Origin of the sequence: Streptomyces prunicolor NBRC 13075 (assembly GCF_000367365.1) — a bacterium.
GTDB classification, from domain to species: domain Bacteria; phylum Actinomycetota; class Actinomycetes; order Streptomycetales; family Streptomycetaceae; genus Streptomyces; species Streptomyces prunicolor.
Window position 1 is genome coordinate 170,336 of sequence record NZ_BARF01000051.1, and the last position, 17,337, is coordinate 187,672.

General features: G+C 72.5%; 11 protein-coding genes and 1 pseudogene. 5 read left to right on the forward strand and 7 right to left on the reverse strand.

All coding sequences use genetic code 11. The annotated features are described in order from the left end of the window. Positions 1-87 precede the first annotated feature (87 nt). Positions 88-1,251 carry an exonuclease SbcCD subunit D gene (locus SPR02S_RS23655; RefSeq protein ID WP_019059480.1) on the forward strand — a complete coding sequence of 388 codons (1,164 nt, stop codon included), beginning with the start codon at positions 88-90 and terminating at the stop codon, positions 1,249-1,251. A gap of 31 nt (positions 1,252-1,282) precedes the next feature. Continuing rightward, positions 1,283-4,273 carry an AAA family ATPase gene (locus SPR02S_RS23660; RefSeq protein ID WP_019059481.1) on the forward strand — a complete coding sequence of 997 codons (2,991 nt, stop codon included), beginning with the start codon at positions 1,283-1,285 and terminating at the stop codon, positions 4,271-4,273. A gap of 20 nt (positions 4,274-4,293) precedes the next feature. Here the strand turns inward: SPR02S_RS23660 and SPR02S_RS23665 are convergent, their stop codons facing one another. Next, complete coding sequence (locus SPR02S_RS23665) at positions 4,294-4,749, reverse strand: Lrp/AsnC family transcriptional regulator (protein WP_019059482.1); 456 nt, start codon at positions 4,747-4,749, stop codon at positions 4,294-4,296. Between the two features lie 142 nt (positions 4,750-4,891). Between SPR02S_RS23665 and SPR02S_RS23670 the strand changes: the two genes are divergently transcribed. Next, positions 4,892-5,371, forward strand: coding sequence for a rhodanese-like domain-containing protein (locus SPR02S_RS23670; RefSeq protein WP_019059483.1), 480 nt, complete (start codon positions 4,892-4,894; stop codon positions 5,369-5,371). 118 nt (positions 5,372-5,489) lie between these two features. After that, positions 5,490-6,008 carry an immunity 21 family protein gene (locus SPR02S_RS23675; protein WP_019059484.1) on the forward strand — a complete coding sequence of 173 codons (519 nt, stop codon included), beginning with the start codon at positions 5,490-5,492 and terminating at the stop codon, positions 6,006-6,008. A gap of 146 nt (positions 6,009-6,154) precedes the next feature. On the opposite strand, the gene SPR02S_RS23680 is transcribed toward SPR02S_RS23675, so the two are convergent. Next, positions 6,155-7,846, reverse strand: a complete 1,692-nt coding sequence (locus SPR02S_RS23680; RefSeq protein WP_019059485.1) for a DUF885 domain-containing protein — start codon at positions 7,844-7,846, stop codon at positions 6,155-6,157. A 76-nt stretch (positions 7,847-7,922) separates the two neighbouring features. Between SPR02S_RS23680 and SPR02S_RS60395 the strand changes: the two are divergent. Further along, positions 7,923-8,227 (forward strand): annotated as a pseudogene (locus SPR02S_RS60395) (PLP-dependent transferase); the annotation flags it as partial. On the opposite strand, the gene SPR02S_RS23690 reads toward SPR02S_RS60395, so the two are convergent. The 5 genes from SPR02S_RS23690 to pdxR all read right to left on the reverse strand — a co-directional run bounded on the left by SPR02S_RS23690 (position 8,196) and on the right by pdxR (position 17,298). Then, positions 8,196-9,719, reverse strand: coding sequence for a GNAT family N-acetyltransferase (locus SPR02S_RS23690; protein ID WP_106436998.1), 1,524 nt, complete (start codon positions 9,717-9,719; stop codon positions 8,196-8,198). The pseudogene SPR02S_RS60395 and the gene SPR02S_RS23690 overlap by 32 nt on opposite strands. 144 nt (positions 9,720-9,863) lie before the next feature. After that, positions 9,864-12,527 (reverse strand): DUF7824 domain-containing protein, encoded by a 2,664-nt coding sequence (locus SPR02S_RS23695; protein WP_019059488.1) that lies wholly within the window; start codon positions 12,525-12,527, stop codon positions 9,864-9,866. Further along, positions 12,524-13,951: an SWIM zinc finger family protein gene (locus SPR02S_RS23700; RefSeq protein WP_026150816.1), complete on the reverse strand. Its 1,428-nt coding sequence runs from the start codon at positions 13,949-13,951 to the stop codon at positions 12,524-12,526. The genes SPR02S_RS23695 and SPR02S_RS23700 overlap by 4 nt, the downstream gene beginning before the upstream one ends. 141 nt (positions 13,952-14,092) lie before the next feature. Beyond that, complete coding sequence (locus tag SPR02S_RS23705) at positions 14,093-15,676, reverse strand: alkaline phosphatase D family protein (protein ID WP_019059490.1); 1,584 nt, start codon at positions 15,674-15,676, stop codon at positions 14,093-14,095. A gap of 134 nt (positions 15,677-15,810) precedes the next feature. Further along, positions 15,811-17,298, reverse strand: a complete 1,488-nt coding sequence (gene pdxR / locus SPR02S_RS23710) for a MocR-like pyridoxine biosynthesis transcription factor PdxR (protein ID WP_019059491.1) — start codon at positions 17,296-17,298, stop codon at positions 15,811-15,813. Between the last annotated feature and the right edge of the window lie 39 nt (positions 17,299-17,337).

Sequence of the window (17,337 nt, forward strand, 5' to 3'; positions counted from 1 at the left end):
ATATTCCCGGCGTTCTGTTCGTCGGGGCGGGGCGAGTGTGTGGCCGTGGTGAAGCAGGGGGTCCACAGGCGCTAGCGTGGTGGCTCCATGAAACTGCTGCACACCTCCGACTGGCACCTGGGCCGGGCGTTCCACCGCGTGAACATGCTCGGCGCCCAGGCCGACTTCGTGAGCCACCTCGTCACCACCGTGCGCGAGCACGCCGTGGACGCGGTGGTCGTGTCGGGAGACGTGTACGACCGGGCGGTGCCGCCGCTGGCCGCCGTCGAGCTGTTCGACGACACCCTGCACCGGCTCGCCGACCTGGGCGTACCCACGGTGATGATCTCCGGGAACCACGACTCGGCCCGCCGTCTCGGCGTCGGCGCCGGTCTGATCGACCGCGCGGGCATCCACCTGCGCACCGAACCGGCGGCCTGCGGGACGCCCGTGGTGATCCCGGACGCGCACGGCGACGTGGCCTTCTACGGGCTGCCCTACCTCGAACCCGCCCTGGTGAAGGCCGAGTTCGGGGTGGAGAAGGCCGGCCACGAGACCGTCCTCGCCGCCGCCATGGACCGCGTCCGCGCCGACCTCGCCGACCGCGCGCCCGGCACCCGTTCCGTGGTCCTCGCGCACGCCTTCGTCACCGGCGGCGAGGCCAGCGACAGCGAACGCGACATCACCGTCGGCGGAGTCGCCGCCGTCCCGGCCGGAGTCTTCGACGGCGTCTCCTACGTCGCGCTGGGCCACCTGCACGGCTCCCAGACCATCACCGAACGCGTCCGCTACTCGGGCTCCCCCCTCCCGTACTCCTTCTCCGAGGCCGACCACCGCAAGACCATGTGGCTGATCGACCTGGACGCCGACGGATCCGTCACCGCCGAGCGCCTCGACTGCCCGGTACCACGCGAACTGGCCCGGATCCGGGGCACGTTGGAGCACCTCCTCGACGACCCCGACCTCGCTCGGCACGAGGAGGCGTGGGTCGAGGCGACGCTCACCGACCCGGTGCGCCCGGCCGACCCCATGGCCCGGCTCGTCGAGCGCTTCCCGCACACGCTCAGCCTCGTCTTCGACCCCGAGCGGAGCCCCGACGACCCCGACGTGTCGTACGCCCGGCGCCTCGCGGGCCGCGACGACCGCGAGATCGCCGACGACTTCGTGGCCCACGTACGCGGCGCCGGTCCCGACGAGGACGAACAGGCCGTGCTCCAGGAGGCGTTCGACGCGGTGCGCGCGGACGCGGTCGTACGGGAGGTGACGCCGTGAACGCGCGGCACGCGGGAACAGGGGGGCACCGATGAGGCTCCACCGGCTCGACATCACCGCCTTCGGGCCCTTCGGCGGCTCCCAGACCGTCGACTTCGACGAGCTGTCCTCCGCCGGGCTCTTCCTCCTGCACGGGCCGACCGGCGCCGGCAAGACCTCCGTCCTCGACGCCGTGTGCTACGCGCTCTACGGCTCGGTGCCCGGTGTCCGCCAGTCCGGTCAGGGCATGACGCTGCGCAGCGACCACGCGGCGGCCGGCACCCGCACCGAGGTGCGGCTCGAACTGACCGTCGCTGGGCGGCGGTTGGAGCTCACCCGGCAGCCGCCGATGGAACGCCCCAAGAAGCGCGGCACCGGCAGCACCCTGGACAAGGCGCAGAGCTGGCTGCGCGAGTACGACGCGAGCGCCGGCGCCTGGAAGGACCTCAGCCGCTCGCACCAGGAGATCGGCGAGGAGATCACCCAGCTGCTCGGCATGAGCCGGGAGCAGTTCTGCCAGGTCGTGCTGTTGCCCCAGGGCGAGTTCGCGCGGTTCCTGCGCTCCGATGCCGAGGCGCGTGGCAAGTTGCTCGGCCGGCTCTTCGACACCCACCGCTTCGCCGAGGTCGAGAAGCGGCTCGCCGATCGACGCCGTGCCACCGAGGCCCAAGTCCGCGAGGGCGACGCCGAGTTGCTGGCCGACGCGCACCGCATGCAGCAGGCCGCCGGCGACGCCATGGAGCTGCCGGACCTCGCCCCGGGCGAACCCGGCCTCGCCGACGCGGTGTTGAGCGCGGCGGCCGTCGCCCGGAGCACCGCACGCGAACAACTCGCCGTCGCGCGCAGTGGGCTTACGGCTGCCGAGTCGGCCCAGGCCGCCGCCGATCGCGAGCTTGCCGACGTGCGTGAACTGGCGCGGCTGCAACTGCGGTTCACGCAGGCGCGGGAGCGGGCCACACTCATGGAGCAGCGGGTCGACGGCTACCGGCAGGCGCAGGCGCGGATGGAGCGGGCCCGGAAGGCGGAGGCGGTGGCGCCGGCGCTGGAGCTGAGGGAGGCCGCCGACACCGAGCACCGGGACGCCGCCCGCGCCGAGTCACGCGCGCGGGACCTGCTGCCGGACACCTTCGCGGGCGCCGGCGCGGCTGGGCTGGTTGCCGCCGCACGCCGGGCCGCCGAGGAACTGGGCGGACTGGAATCGGCCCGCCGCGCCGAGCAGCGCCTCACCGAACTCGCCGTGCAGCGCGCCGAGTTGGACCGGCAGGAGCGCGTCGACGAGGACGTACGGCAGGAGGCCGAGGCCTGGCTCGCCGAGTGGGACACGACCCGCGCGGGACTTCAGACGCGGATCGAGGCGGCGCAGGAAGCCACCACCAGGGCCGAGCAACTCGGCGTGCAACGTGAGCCCGCCGAGCGGCGGCTCGGGGCGGCCCGGCAGCGGGACCAGTTCGCCGGTGACACCGAGGACGCCCAGCAGCGGGTGCTCGCCTGCACCGAACACGCTTTGACGGCCCGCGCCCACTGGCTCGACCTCAAGGAACAGCGACTCAACGGCATCGCCGCCGAACTCGCCGCCCACCTCACCGACGACGCACCCTGCGCCGTCTGCGGAGCCACCGAACACCCCGCCCCCGCCCGCAAATCCGCCGGCCACGTCGACCGTGCGACGGAGGAACAGGCACTCACCGCCCACCAGCGCGCCGAGGACCAGCGCACCGAGGCCGAGCGGCGCCTGGGCGTCGTACGGGAAGCGCTGGCCGCCGCCACCGCCGAGGCGGGGGACACGCCGACCGGCCAACTCGCCGACGAGGTCGCGGAGTTGGGGCGGCTCTACGAGCAGGCGCGCCGGGACGCGTCCTGGCTGCACCCCGTCACCGAAGAGCTGCGCCGGGCCGAGCAGGAGCACGCCCGGCGGACCAAGATCCAGCAGGAGGCGGCGGTCCGGGCCGCGTCCCGTACCACCCTGCGCGAGACCCTGGACCGCGAACGGGCCTCCCTGGAGGGGGAGTTGGCGCAGTCCAGGGGGACCGCCGACAGCGTGGCCGCGCGCGCCGCCCAGCTGGAGCGGCAGGCCGCGCTGCTCACCGACGCGGCCGAGGCCGTCCGCAGTGCCGAGGACACCGCGCAGCGCCTCAAGGACGCCGACGCCCGGCTCGCCGACGCCGCCTTCCGCGCCGGGTTCGACACCCCGCAGGCGGCGGGGGAAGCACTCCTCGACGACACCGCCCATCGTGAACTCCAACGGCGCCTGGACGCCTGGCAGTCGGAGGAGGCCGCCGTACGGGCCGTCCTGGCGGAGACCGACACGGCGGCAGCCGCACAACAGGCGCCCGCCGACCTGGACGCGGCGGAGCGCGCCGCGACCGCCGCCGACCGGCGGACCCGGGACGCGGCCTCCGCGCGCGACGCGGCGGCCCGGCGCTGCGCCGAACTCGACCGGCTCTCCGCCCGATCGGCCGCCGGGGCGCGTCAACTCGCCCCGCTGCGCGAGGAGTACGACCGGGTGGCCCGCCTCGCCTCCCTCACCGCCGGCACCTCGGCCGACAACGAACGCCGGATGCGGCTGGAGTCATACGTCCTCGCCGCCCGCCTGGAACAGGTCGCCGCGGCCGCGACCGTACGGCTTCAGCGCATGTCGTCCGGGCGTTACACCCTTGTCCACTCCGACGACCGGGCCGGGCGCGGCCGTAGCGGACTCGGGCTGCATGTCGTCGACGCGTGGACCGGGCGGGAGCGGGACACGGCGACGCTGTCCGGCGGCGAGACGTTCTTCGCGTCGCTCGCCCTCGCGCTCGGGCTCGCGGACGTGGTCACCGACGAGGCCGGCGGGGTCCGGCTCGACACGCTCTTCATCGACGAGGGCTTCGGCAGCCTCGACGAGCAGACCCTCGACGAGGTCCTCGACGTCCTCGACTCCCTGCGCGAACGGGACCGCAGCGTCGGCATCGTCAGCCATGTCGCCGATCTGCGGCGGCGCATCCACGCGCAGCTGGAGGTCGTGAAGGGGCGGGACGGGTCGGCCGTACGGCAGCGCGGTCAGTGAGGTCGGTCGGGTCGGTGAGATCAGTGGCCCAGGGGGCGGCGGGGGAGCGGTGAGGAGTAGACGACGCTGGTGGTGACCGAGCCCAGGGCGCCGATCCTCCCCGACACCTCCTCCAGGTGGCGCATCGAACGGGCCGCGACCTTGATCATGAAGCAGTCGTCGCCCGTGATGTGATGCGCCTCCAGGATCTCCGGCGTCGCGGCGACCAGGTCGTGGAAGGGCTTGTAGTTGCCGTTCGGATAGCGCAGCCGCACGAACGCCAGGATCGGCAGGCCAAGCCGCTCCGGGTCCACGACCGCCGCGTAGCCCTGGATCACCCCCGCCTCCTCCAGCCGCCGCACCCGCTCGGTGACCGCGCTCGCGGACATGGAGACGGCCCGCGCCAGCTCGGCGAAACTGGCCCGGCCCTCCCGCTGGAGGACTTCGAGGATGCGCCAGTCGGTGGCGTCCGGGGCGTAAGCGGAATGCGCGGTCATGCCCGAGGAATAGCAGGGGAATCCCCGGCGGATCAAGAGGTACGCCGGGGATCACCCCTTCAGCGGACCGGTCCGCGACCGTAGATTTCTGGCCGTAGGGACACCTCGGGAGACCCGGGACACCTCGGTGAAAGGCCGGATCATGAGCAGCAGTACTGTCGTCAACCCTGTTCTGCGGGTCGCCCCCGCCGCGCCCGCGGCAGCCGCCGCCCACTTCCGCGCGAGCCTCGCCTTCCATGCAGACGTCTCCGACGTGGCCGCCGCGCTGGCGATCGGCGGCGATCCCGGTTTCGTCGTCGTCGACTCACGCTCCACCGAGTCGTGGGACCAGGGGCACGTCCCTGGAGCGGTCCACCTCCCCACCGCGCTCATTCCGGTGCGGGCCGAGGATCTCCTCGACAAGTCCGTGCCGGTCGTGACCTATTGCTGGGGTCCGGGCTGCAACGGCGCCACCCGGGCCGCCCTCGCGCTCGCCGAACTCGGGTACCAGGTCAAGGAGATGCTCGGGGGCTTCGAGTACTGGGTGCGTGAGGGCTTCGAGTTCGAGACGTGGGAGGGGCGTGAGCGAGGTGCGACCGATTCGTTGACGGCACCGGTGGGCGCGGCCGACTGCGGCTGCTGACTGCTGGCGGATGTCCTTCAACTGGGCTTCCTGGAAGGCGAGTTCGTACGCCGACCGCCGACGCGCGGGTCTTCGGAACCGTGAACATGTGGGGTAGCTGTGCGTGTAGGTTCTGCCCATGGCGCATTACGCGGAGCCGGGTACGGCGGTGCAGTGGGTGGAGTCGGGCGGCGGGCCGCTCATAGCGGTGCCGGAGACGGTGCTGCCGTTCTGGGCCGGAGCCGACGGCGATGAGCTGGCCTCGGACTACGACCGGGCGTGCGAGGTCGGTGGATACGCCGGCCTGCTGCCCGTGGGGGATGGCGCGGCGCTGGTCCTGGGCGAGGACCCCGCGTCGACCGCCTTCCTGCCGGAACACGGCACGTTCGTACGGTGGTGTGCCGCGAACTCCGAGGACGAGGTGCTGGCCGGCATCCCCGCCGCGCTCGCGGGCGCGACCTGGGAGAACGAGGTGCAGTGGGACGTAACCGGCCCGGTCGTCCTGTTCGACTCGGCGTGGCCCGGGCGGGAGTCGGAGGGTACGGAACATCTGAAGGTCGACCTGGAGCCGGGCCGTTACGCGGTCCGCGCGGGGCAGGCCCGGCCGGGTCCGGAGACGTGGCTCGGGCTCGTTCAGCTGCGGCGGCTCCCGAGCTGATCGTGCGGTGAGGGGAGTTGCGGGCGGCTGCGTTCCGAACCGACCGCAGGGTGAGGGGAGTTCTCGGCGGCCGGGTCCCGAACTCCCGGACCCGGCCGCCGATGCGTCACCTGCGTCGGAGGTGCGTCACCTGCGTCGGAGGTGCGTCAGAGCTGCGACAGCTCGTCCACCAGGTCGTCCAGCCCCAGCGAGCCCTGCGACAGCGCGGCCATGTGCCAGGCCTTCAGGTCGAAGGCGTCGCCGTGCCGCTGCCGTGCGTTCTCGCGGCCCAACAGCCAGGCTCGTTCGCCGAGTTTGTAGCCGATGGCCTGGCCGGGGATCGTGAGGTAGCGGGTCATCTCGCTCTCCACGAAGTCCGCCGGACGGCTGCTGTGCGCGCCGAAGAACTCCTGGGCCAGCTCCGGCGTCCAACGCTGACCGGGGTGGAAGTGCGAGTCCGCCGGAATCTCCAGCTCCAGATGCATGCCGATGTCGACGATGACCCGGGCGGCCCGCATCATCTGCGCGTCGAGATAGCCGAGCCGCTGCTCCGCGTCCTCCAGGAAACCCAGCTCGTCCATCAGCCGCTCCGCGTACAGCGCCCAGCCCTCGGCATTGGCGCTGACCCCGCCCACGGCGGCCTGGTAACGGGAGAGGTTCCCGGCGACATGCGTCCACTGCGCGAGCTGGAGGTGATGACCGGGGACGCCCTCGTGGTACCAGGTCGAGACGAGGTCGTAGACCGGGAACCGGGTGCGGCCCATCGTCGGCAACCAGGTGCGGCCCGGACGCGAGAAGTCCTCCGACGGCGGTGTGTAGTACGGCGCCGCCGCGCCGCCCGCAGGGGCGATGCACGACTCCACCTTCCGTACCCGCTCGGCGAGTTCGAAGTGTGTGCCGTCCAGATCCTCGATCGCCTTGTCCATCACGCTCTGCAGCCACGCGCGGACCTCTTCGACGCCCTCGATGTGCCGGCCGTGCTCGTCGAGGTGCGCGAGCGCCACCCACGGGGTCGCGGCGCCGGGCAGGATCTTCTCGGCCTCCCGCTTCATCTCGGCGAGCAGCCGGTGGTACTCGGACCAGCCGTACGCGTACGCCTCGTCGAGATCGAGGTCCGTACCGTTGAAGTAGCGCGACCAGCGCGCGTACCGTTCCCGGCCCACCGTGTTCGGCGCGCCTTCGATGGCCGGCGCGTACACCTCGCGCATCCAGTCCCGCAGCTCCACCAGGGCCGCGGTCGCCGCACGGGCGGCCTCGTCCAGTTCGGGGCGCAGCGCCTCGGGGCCCGTCGAGGCGAAGTCCTCGAACCAGCCGCGCCCCTGGCCGTCCGTGTCCGACCACTCGGTGAGCTGGCCGATGAAGGTGTCGGTAGGGCGCGGACCCGCGAACAGCTTGTGATCCAGGCCCAGTTGGAGGCACTCGCGGTAACCCGCCAGCGCGGTCGGCACCGCGCGCAGTCGCTCGGCGATCGCCGTCCAGTCCTCGTCGGTCTCGGTCGGCGTCACCGTGAACACCTCGCGCACCGAGTGCGCGGGCGTGTGCATGTTGCCGACCGCGCGCAGGCCCTCCTCGGCCTCGTGCACGGCGAGTTCGGCGGTGAGCCGCTCGCGCAGCAGGCGCGCGCAACGGCGCTCGCTGTCACTGTCCGCGCCGGGCCGGCGCTCTGCCTCGTCGAGCTTCGCGAGGGTCGCCCGCTGAAGCTCCGCGAGTCGTTCCTGACCTGCGGGGGAGAGATCGGGCAGGCGGCTCGAACTCTCCTTCACGCCGAGATACGTACCGGTGACCGGATCGAGGGCGATGAGGTCGTCGACGTAGGCGTCGGCGACCTGCCGGGGCAGCGGAGTGTTGGTCTGCGACATGGGGACCATCCTCATACGCGGAACTTCTCCGCGTCACCCCGATTCAGCTACGGGCGTGGCAAGCGGTAGCAAGGGCCCGCGCATCGGCGGCGCGATGATCGCCTTCGAGGTCCACGGCGACCCCCACGAGGTCATCGCGGAGTCCGCCTGATCGCCCCGGCGCTGAGTCAGGGCAGCGTGGACACCCTGATCCAACACCCGGCCTCCATCAGTCACCACGTGGTGACCGGGGAGGACGTAGAGGACCTCTGGGCAGATCTGGACGGGGCGCTTGCGCCCCTCCAGAGGGGCGCGGGGAACTGCGCGACCAGCCACAACGCACCCGCGCCCGTAAACCGATCCGCAACCGCTACGGCGCTTCGGCCCTCCCGAACTCCGTAGCATCCACGGAACTCACCGCCGCACTCAGCCGAGCCGTGACCACCAACGTCCCCTCCTCGATCTGATAGTCGAGCGGCAGCCCGAGCCCCCGCATCGCCGCCACCATCCCCGTGTTGGACGCCTGAGTCACCGCGTACACGCTCTCGCACCCCGCCTCGACAGCCATCCCCACCAGCCGCCCCAACAACTCACTCCCGATACCCCGCCGCTGCCAGTCGTCCTCGACAAGCAGCGCGACCTCCGTCTCGTCCCCGTCCCACAACAGGTGCCCGAGCCCGACGATCCGCCCCGACGCCGTCTGCACGGCGAGCGTCCGCCCGAAGCGCGGAGAGAGCAGGTGGTTGAGATACCGGTCGGCGTCACCGACCGGCCCGTGATAGCGCATACCGAGCGTCCGCGCCGAGCACCGCTCGTGCATCTCCCGCGCCGCGTCCAGATCGCCGGTGTCCGCGCGCCGCACGGTGATCGCGTTGCCCTCGGGCAGCGTCAGTACGTCCTGGCTGCGCGGGATGCGCGGACCGAGCCGGGCGTCCAGCTCGACCAGCGCCCGCGCCCGGGCGAACTCGGTGGGCGTGAACGGCAGATACGCCCGCTCCACTGTGATCACTCCGCCTTCCGGCGCCCGCAGCCGCATGACCGTGTCCTCCAACGCCCCCTCCACCGGCACCGACTCCGGCTCGCGCCCCGTGCCGGCGACAACGTTGGCGGGCAGTGAACGGATGGTGCACCGGCCCAGCAACTGCCGTAGCGCCAGCGGTAGTTCGGCCGCGTCCAGGGCCGTCCGCGTGGCCAGGCCCAGGACACGGGTCGGCGCGTCCACCAGGTCGTGGGCGTCGGCCCGCTCGATCCAGGTGCCCGAACCGCCGGCCGACGACACCGCCCGGGTGATCTCGGACGCCGCGACCTCGGCCGGCGCCCGCAGCAGGAACTCGTCCACCGTGCCCTCGGCCAGCGGATGCGTCTGCAGGCTCAGGATGTCGACCTGCTGACCGGCCAGCGCCGTGCACAACACCGCCAGCGATCCCGGCGCGTCCTGCACCGTCGTCCGCATCCGCCACAGCGCGGCCGGCGCGGCGACGGGGTCGGCTGCCGCGGACGACGGCGCGGACTCGGACGCCGACGTGAACTCGGACGTGGTCTCGGATACGGCCTCGGACGCGGACTTCGATACGGGCTTCGACGCGGACTTCGACTTCGACTCGGATGATCCGGTCGGCCCGGTCCGCCGCGTCTCCGCGGCCGGCCGGGCACCGATATCGCCCGTCGGGGGCGCATGGCCGTGGCGGCGTGACCACCACGTGTGGAACCCCGCCGTGGCGATCAACGCCAGCGCGGAGATCGCCAGCAGCGCCGGACCGTCGGGTCCGTGCCCCACCAGATCCGCCACGACGTCCGCCACCGCGACCGCCGTGAACAGCGCGGCCAGCTCCACCAGGTCCCGCCGCCAGTGGTGCACCGGACGCCCGTGCCTCGCGCGCGTCACATCAGACATGTCTCGACTCATGCATCCACTGTGAAGGAAGGGTGTTGCGTGATCACGAACGCTCTGTGACCTACCGGTAAAAGGATCGTTCTGTACCTTTTGCCGTTCTTTTGGTGAGTGCGGTGCACCGGAGGTCAGCCCTGTCGCCCTACGTCATGCGGCCACCCCCTCCACCAGCGCGCTACGCAGCCGACGCGCCTGAGTGACCAGCCGGGACGAGCCGCTCCGGGCCGCCGTCTGCGCCAGATGCGGCAGTTCACCCCGCGCCCCCGACCGCTCCGCGCACTCGGCGGCCACGGTGAGGAGGTCCCCGAGCGCCCGCGCGTGGGCGGGCTTGGCGTCGCCGTCCAGGTCGGCGAGCAGTGCGGTGAGGGTGTGCCGGAGGATCCCCCAGATGGTCGCGTTCGCCCCGGTCGCCGCCCCTGTCCGCACCGCCTCGGCGAGCCGCGACGGCTTCACGGCCCCGCTCCGCACCAGCTCCCCGAGATCCGCACCCAGCCGAGCCGCGTCCAACTGTCCCCGCGCCGTGAGCACCAGCAACGCGTCCACGGCGGCCAGCCGATCCTCGGGGTGCCGCGCCCCGAGACCGTACGCCACACACAGGTGCGTGGCCTGCCCGGCCACCCCGTCGGATTCGGCCAGCAGTGGGAGTACGGCGGCCGCGCCCCGGGTGTCGTCGACGGCGACGGCGGACACGTCCCGCACCAGCCGCGCCGCCACCAGCTCGCGACGCTCGGGGAGTATCGCGAGCCAGTGCGGCTGCACGTCCTGGGTCCAGTGGTAGCAGTGCCAACGGTCGCCGTAGGCGGTCACCGGCTTGCCCAGCGCGCGGAACTCCGCCGGGAAGTCCTCCTGCACATCGAGGAGTTCACCCAGCTCCACCACGACGCGCGCCCCGGCCGTCCGCCGCCTGCTCAGGGGCAGGGCGGGGCTCTCGGAGGTCAGCCAGCGCGCGAGCCGGGTGCCCTCCGCCGTGCCGAGCGCCTCCGCCCGCTCGGCGGCAGCGGCTGCCGCCGCCCGGTCCTCGCGGCGCACCCGCAGCAGCGCCTGCGCGAAGTCGGCCTCCGAGACCCGCGCGCCCAGGCGCCGGTACGCGTCCAGCCGGTCCACCAACTCGCCCGGCTCCAGCAGTCCCGTGCTCCAACTCGGCGTCGACAACAGGAACGGCAGCGGCTCCGCGCGGAGCCGGTACGCCACCTCCCACACCCGGGCGTCGAAGGCCCGCGTCAGCGCGCTGTGCCCGCACTCCCGGCCCCGATGGCCGTGCTGCACCCCTTCGTGAAGTGTGACGGTGCGTACCTTGTCCACGAGGGTGGCCAGCAGGAGATCGAGCCCGTACGATCCGCTGCCGAAGCTGTGGTGCATCCTGCTGAAATGTTCGTCCGCACGCCGGCCGTACCCGGGCTCGGCACTGTCCCACCAGCGGCGCGCGACCACCGGCCCCAACGCCTCCAGCAGGGTGTCCCGGTCCCGGTACACATGGCGGACGAGTCCGTCCAGCGCACGCTCGAACGTCGCGACGTCCCCCTCGGTCGCCAGCAACACTCCCAGTTCCTCGGCGAGTTCGACTGCCGACTCGGGCGCCGGTGCGAGGCGCGCCGCCTCCGGTGCCGGCGGGAGCACCTCCTCGTACACCGTGGATGCCGCCGCCACCGGCGCCGCACCCAGCGTCTCGACCGCGCGAGCGCGCAAGGTGGGGATCAACTGGTCCGCCGCTACGGCGAGTTCAGCTCGCACCTCGGGGGACCGGACCTTCTTGAGGTGCCGTTCGACCAGCTTCAGTGCCCGCTCCTGTACGTCCGCGTCCTCGTGCCCGAAGGCCTGGCCGAGGGCGGGCAGTACCTCGTCGGCGGTCGACGCGTCCCGCGCCAGCACCTTCCCCAGCAGCACGAGTTGAGCCCGGACGAGCTTCTTCTCGGGCCGGAACAGTACGGCGTCCGACATCTCCGCCAGCCGACGTGGCGTCAACTCCCCCTCCAGAGCCAGGGAACCGAGCACCGACTGAGCATGCGAGGCCACAGTGGGTACCGCGTCCGACGCCAGCGCCAGCCAGTCGGCGATCCGCTCCCGCTCCTCCTCGTGGGTCAGGGCGAGGGCCTTCAACACGCGCAGGAACACCCGGTTGTCGAGGGTCGTACCGCCCCGCAGCAGCCGGGCCACACACGCGTCCACCGTGCGCTTCCGGTCCAGGACGCCTTCGGCGGTGAGCTGGGCGAGCGCGTCGACCCAGCTGTTCGGCCCATCGGTCGAGGCCCACTCCAGCGGGCTGCCGATGTCCTCCGTCTCGAAGACCGCGTGCACCAGCTCCGCGAGATGCGGATCCGTGCGCAGCCGGTCGAGCAGGGTGTTCCCGAGCTGCCGCAGGTGGCTGATGTGCTCCACCCAGCCCCGCACATAGGCGTCCGTCGTCGGCACCGGGCAACCGGAGAGCCGCACCAGACCGGCCATCAGCTCATACGGCACGCCAGTGGCGGCCGGGCGTCCGGCGAGGCGGTGCGTCACGTCGGCGAGCCAGGCGGTGTCGCGGTCGCCCAGGATGTGGATCAGCAGCGCCGGGGACGACTGCGACCAGCGCATGTCGGTAGCGGCGATCCAGGTAGCCACTGCTGCCGCCCCCGTCTCGCAGGCGGCCCCGGCCGCGTGCAGAGCCGGATAGGCGCGGCGGGACGGCTCCTCCCACGGCGCCTTGCGCAGCTCCTTGCGGAGTTCCTTCAACTCCGGCAGGAACGACCGCCGTTCGGCGTCCGTCAGCCCGTCGAGCAGCCCCACCGCCTCGGCCGTCCGGCCCGCCCGCACCGCTTCCACCAGCGAACTCATCGCACACCCCCGTCGATCCGCACCATGTCCTGCTTCGTGTTGTGCTGTGTGTCCTGCTCCGCTGCGGCGCCCCGCCGCACCATCCGCACCGCCAGCGCGTGCTTGCACGGCCCGCGTCCGCCCCGGTACTTCGCCCACCACACGCAGCTGCAACTCAGCACCCCCGCCTCGTCCCGCACCCGGTGCACATGACCGTCCTCGGCGGTCACCGTGCCGATCGCGCCCTCCAGGGTCACCGCCTCCGCGGCCACCAGCGCGCGGGCCGAGCGCAGCCGCGGATTGTGGCGCTCCACGCGCTGCGCGTCGTAGGGCAGTTCACGGTGGAAGTAGGCCGCCTCCGCCGTGTCGTAGCCGACGCGCCCCGAAGTGCCGAGCCGGGTCAGCGCGGCGCGGACCCGCTCCGGGGTGAGTCCCGAGGCGGCGGCCATGTCGGCGACGTCGATACGGGGCTCCCAGGCCAGCAGCACGGAGATCAACTCCGCGTCCTCGCCCGCCTCGTCGGCGGTGAGCGCGTCCAGGACGCCGCCCTCGCCGGAGAATCCGCGCGACGCGTCCGGCGACAGCGTGAGGGTGAGTCGCATGCCCGGCAGCACGGCTTCCCAGGCACCGGCCGTGGCACCGGCGCCGATGACGGCGGGGCCGTAGATCCGCAGGGCCGTCGCGTGGCGCAGGACCCGCTGGAGTGCGATGAGGCGCTCCGGGCCCGGGAGGCACACCGCGCCCGGTACGGGGCGAGTGGTCGGGCGCAGGCCGCGGCCCGCCGGTACGACCCAGCGCGGGCCGCTCGTGGTACCGCGCGCCCCGCTCTTCGGGAGGGAGCGCAGGAACCGGACCGCCTCCGCCGCGGGCAGCTCGGCCCGCAGGTCGAAGCCGGCCGCTATGACCTGGGCCTCCGCGAAGCCGCGCAGCCACCGATCAGGGAGCGGTACCTTCTTCTCCAGCACCGGGCCGTCCAGCGTGGTCACGGCCAACTCCTCGGGCCCGACCCGGAGATGGAGCGGATCGTCGGTGCCGATCCGGGACAGGGCCTCGCGCAGCGGGTTGTTGACGTCGACGTTCGTCGTGCCGTGTCCCACCTCGTCGCCGTCGAGTCCGGGGCCGAGGACGTCCAGCCGCGCGTACACCCCACCGCAGCCCGAGAAGGACTCGAAGCGCAGCCGGTCGCCGCCCGCCGTCACCACCGGGTCGAGCGAGGCGGGCAGTTGGCGCTGGTAGTACCGCGTGGCCGCCACGTCGGCCACCGCCAGCAGCGCCGCCGAGGCCACCTGAGGAGAGGTCAGGAAGCCCGCGAAGAAGCGCGGATGGTCGGTGACACCCGAAGGAGTCGCACCCTGTGAGGTCTCAAGGCCGAGGCGCCGCTCACCCGCCGACGACTCCAGCACGGAGGGTCGGCGATAGGTCACGGCCTGCAAAGATCGCGTCATGGAAAAACCGTAGAGGCCACCACTGACAATCGGCTCTGACCTGCGAAAACGCGGTCCGCGAAGGGGTGTTGGGGCACTGCGGCGAACGCCGCGCACCGGGGGATGACGCCGGTGCGCGGCCCATGTACGAGGGTAGTGGAGTTACTGGCCGACCCGTCCCGGCTGCAGCGTCCGCGTGAACAGCACGGTGCCGTCCTGCTCCCGCAGACGCACCGTCAACTCCCCGCTGTGGCCGTCGATGTCGACCTCGCCGAAGAACTGGTAGCCCTGGGCCGGCGACACGTTCTGCGCGGTCGGTGCCTTCACGAACACCCGCTCGGGACCGAAGGTGTTGTCGAGGTCGCTGGCCGGGAAGGCACCCGCGTTCAGCGGACCGGAGACGAACTCCCAGAACGGCTCGAAGTCCGTGAACGCGGCCCGTGAGGGCTGGTAGTGCTGCGCGGAGGTGTGGTGCACGTCGGCCGTCAGCCACACGGTGCCGGTGATCCGCCGGTGCTTGATGTACCGCAGCAGCTCGGCGATCTGCAGCTCACGCCCGAGCGGCGCGCCCGGGTCGCCCTGCGCGACCGCCTCGATGTTCGCCTTGCCCTCGGTGGCGTCCGGCACGACCAGACCGAGCGGCATGTCGGCGGCGATCACTTTCCACACCGCACGCGAGCGCGACAACTCCCGCTTGAGCCACTCCAGTTGCTCGCGGCCGAGGATGCCCTGCGGGTCCACGGTCTGCTTGTCGGGCGAGTTGGCGTTGCGGTAGGTCCGCATGTCCAGGACGAACACGTCGAGCAGCGGACCGTGCCGCATCACACGCTGGACCCGGCCCTCCTTCGCGCCCGGCCGCAGCGTCGAGATCGGGAAGTACTCGCTGAACGCACGCCGGGCGCGCACCGCCATGACGTCGACGTTCTTCTCCGTGTAGCGGGTGTCGGAGGCGGCGATCACCTCGCCCGGGTACCAGTTGTTGCGCACCTCGTGGTCGTCCCACTGGATGATCGACGGGACCTGGGCGTTGAAGCGTTTGAGGTTCTCGTCGAGGAGGTTGTAGCGGAAGTTCCCGCGGAACTCGGCCAGGGTCTCGGCGACCTTGGACTTCTCCTCCGTGGTGACGTTCCTGTAGAGGCTGCCGTCGGGCAGCGCCTGGGTGGCCGTGATCGGACCGTCGGCGTAGATGTTGTCGCCGCTGCACAGGAAGAAGTCCGGGTCGAGCCTGCCCATGGCGTCGTAGATCCGGTAGCCGCCGAGATCCGGGTTGATGCCCCAGCCCTGGCCCGCCAGGTCACCGGACCACAGGAAACGCACACCGCGCCGCCCGGTCGGCACCGTACGGAACGTACCGGCGACCGGCTCGCCGGTACGGCGCGGGTCGTCGGGGTCGGCGAGCAGGACCCGGTAGTGGATCTGCTCCCCCGAGGGCAGCCCGCGCAGCCGCGTGGTGCCGGTGAAGTCCGTGCCCGCGCCGAGCAGCGGGCCGTGCCACCGGTGCGGATTGCGGAACGACTCGGTGGCCGAGGTCTCCACGATCATCCGGGCCGGGCGGTCCGAACGCACCCACACGAGCCCGGAGTCCGAGGTCACGTCTCCCGCCTGCACGCCCCAGCCCGCCTTGGGCCGTCCGGACAGGGCGAAAGCCGGGGCGGCGCCGAGGGCGGCGGGCACGGTCAGGGCCGCCGACGCGGCCAGGGAGCCGCGCAGAACGCTACGGCGGGCGGGGAACGGACGAGGTGACATGGGGTTGCGCCTCCACGGACGGGATGCGGTCAGGGTGCACTGCCACAACTACTGGTGCGCCACAGCGCGCACGGAAACCACAGGTGAACAACGGAACGCGGTGACATGGGGCCGCGCGCGACACCAGAGACTCCCTACGGGCGTACGGCGCCGGCCATCAGACGTATGCCCGCACGGATCCGTCCGGGAGAGAGCCGCGCGTACCCCAGGACCAGCCGTACGACCGCGTCGTCGTCCACGCGCGCGTGTGCGTAGGCGGTGAGGGGGCGCACCGCGACGCCGGCGGAGGCCGCGCGTTCCAGGAAGTGCTCCTGCGGGCCGTACCTCTCCGGCAGTTCGGCGATGACGTGCAGTCCCGCCGCGATCCCGGTCACCTGCGCTCCCGGGAAGTGCTCCTCCAGGGCGGCGACGAGGGCGTCGCGGCGCTGCCGGTAGGCGCGCTGGCAGCGGCGCAACTGGCGGTCGTAGTCGCCGCGTTCGAGGAAGCGGGCGAACAGCGCCTGATCCAGGGTCGGGTGGCCGAGGTCCATGGTCCGCTTGCGCTCGACGACCTCGTCGGCGAGGGACTCCGGGACGAGCAGCCAGCCGAGCCGCAGCCCCGGGGCCAGGGATTTACTGACCGAGCCCGCGTAGGCGACATGCTCCGGGTCGAGACCCTGGAGCGCGCCCACGGGGGCCCGGTCGTAGCGGAAGTCGCCGTCGTAGTCGTCCTCGACGATCAGACCGTCCACCGACCGCGCCCAGTCGAGGAGTTGGGCCCGTCGCCGCGCGGAGTAGGCGATGCCCGTGGGGAACTGATGGGCGGGTGTGGTCACTACGACCCGTAGACCCGACGCCCGCAGTGGCCCGACCGCGAGACCCTCCTCGTCCAGGGGCAGCGGTACGGTGCCGACGCCCGCCGAGGCGTACAGGGCGCCGTGCTGGGGACTGCCCGGGTCCTCGACGCCGACGGTGCGTTTCCCGCGCGCGTGGAGCACGAATCCGAGCAGCGTCGTAGCCTGCGCCACTCCGGAGACCACGACCAGTCGCTCCGGGTCGGCGACCACACCCCGGCGGCGCGCCAGGAGTTCCGCGAGAGCCGTACGCAAGCGCGGCAGCCCGCGCGGATCGGGATAACCGAGCACGTCGTGCGGCAGCTCCGCCAGCACACCGCGCTGCGCCGCCGCCCAGGCCGCGCGCGGGAACAGCGACAGATCCGGCGTGCCGGGCACGAAGTCGGCCCGGGCGTCGGGGGAGCGCGGCGCGAGGTCACGCGCGCGTGGCCGTGCCGCCCGTACGGCACCGCCCACCCAGGTGCCCGCACCCCGGCCGCTGCGCAGATACCCCTCCGCCGTCAGCTGCTCGTACGCCTCCGTGACCAGCCCCCGCGACACCCCGAGGTCGGCCGCCAGGTCGCGGCTCGACGGCAGCCGGGTGTCCGGCGCGAGCCGCCCCGAACGCACCGCCTCGTGCAGCGCGGCCTGAAGTGAGCGACCACGCGCGCGTGCCGGTGCGGAGGCCGCGGGCAGCAGCAACTCCCAGGCGGCGGAACCCGTCAGACCCTCCGGATCGGTCGGCCCCTCCGGATCGACGGGCCCTTCCGGACTGGCCGGTCCTTCCGGATTGGTCCGTGATGACGTCATGAAAGTGGACCTTAAACCGGACCGCCGGTCTCCCTAGCG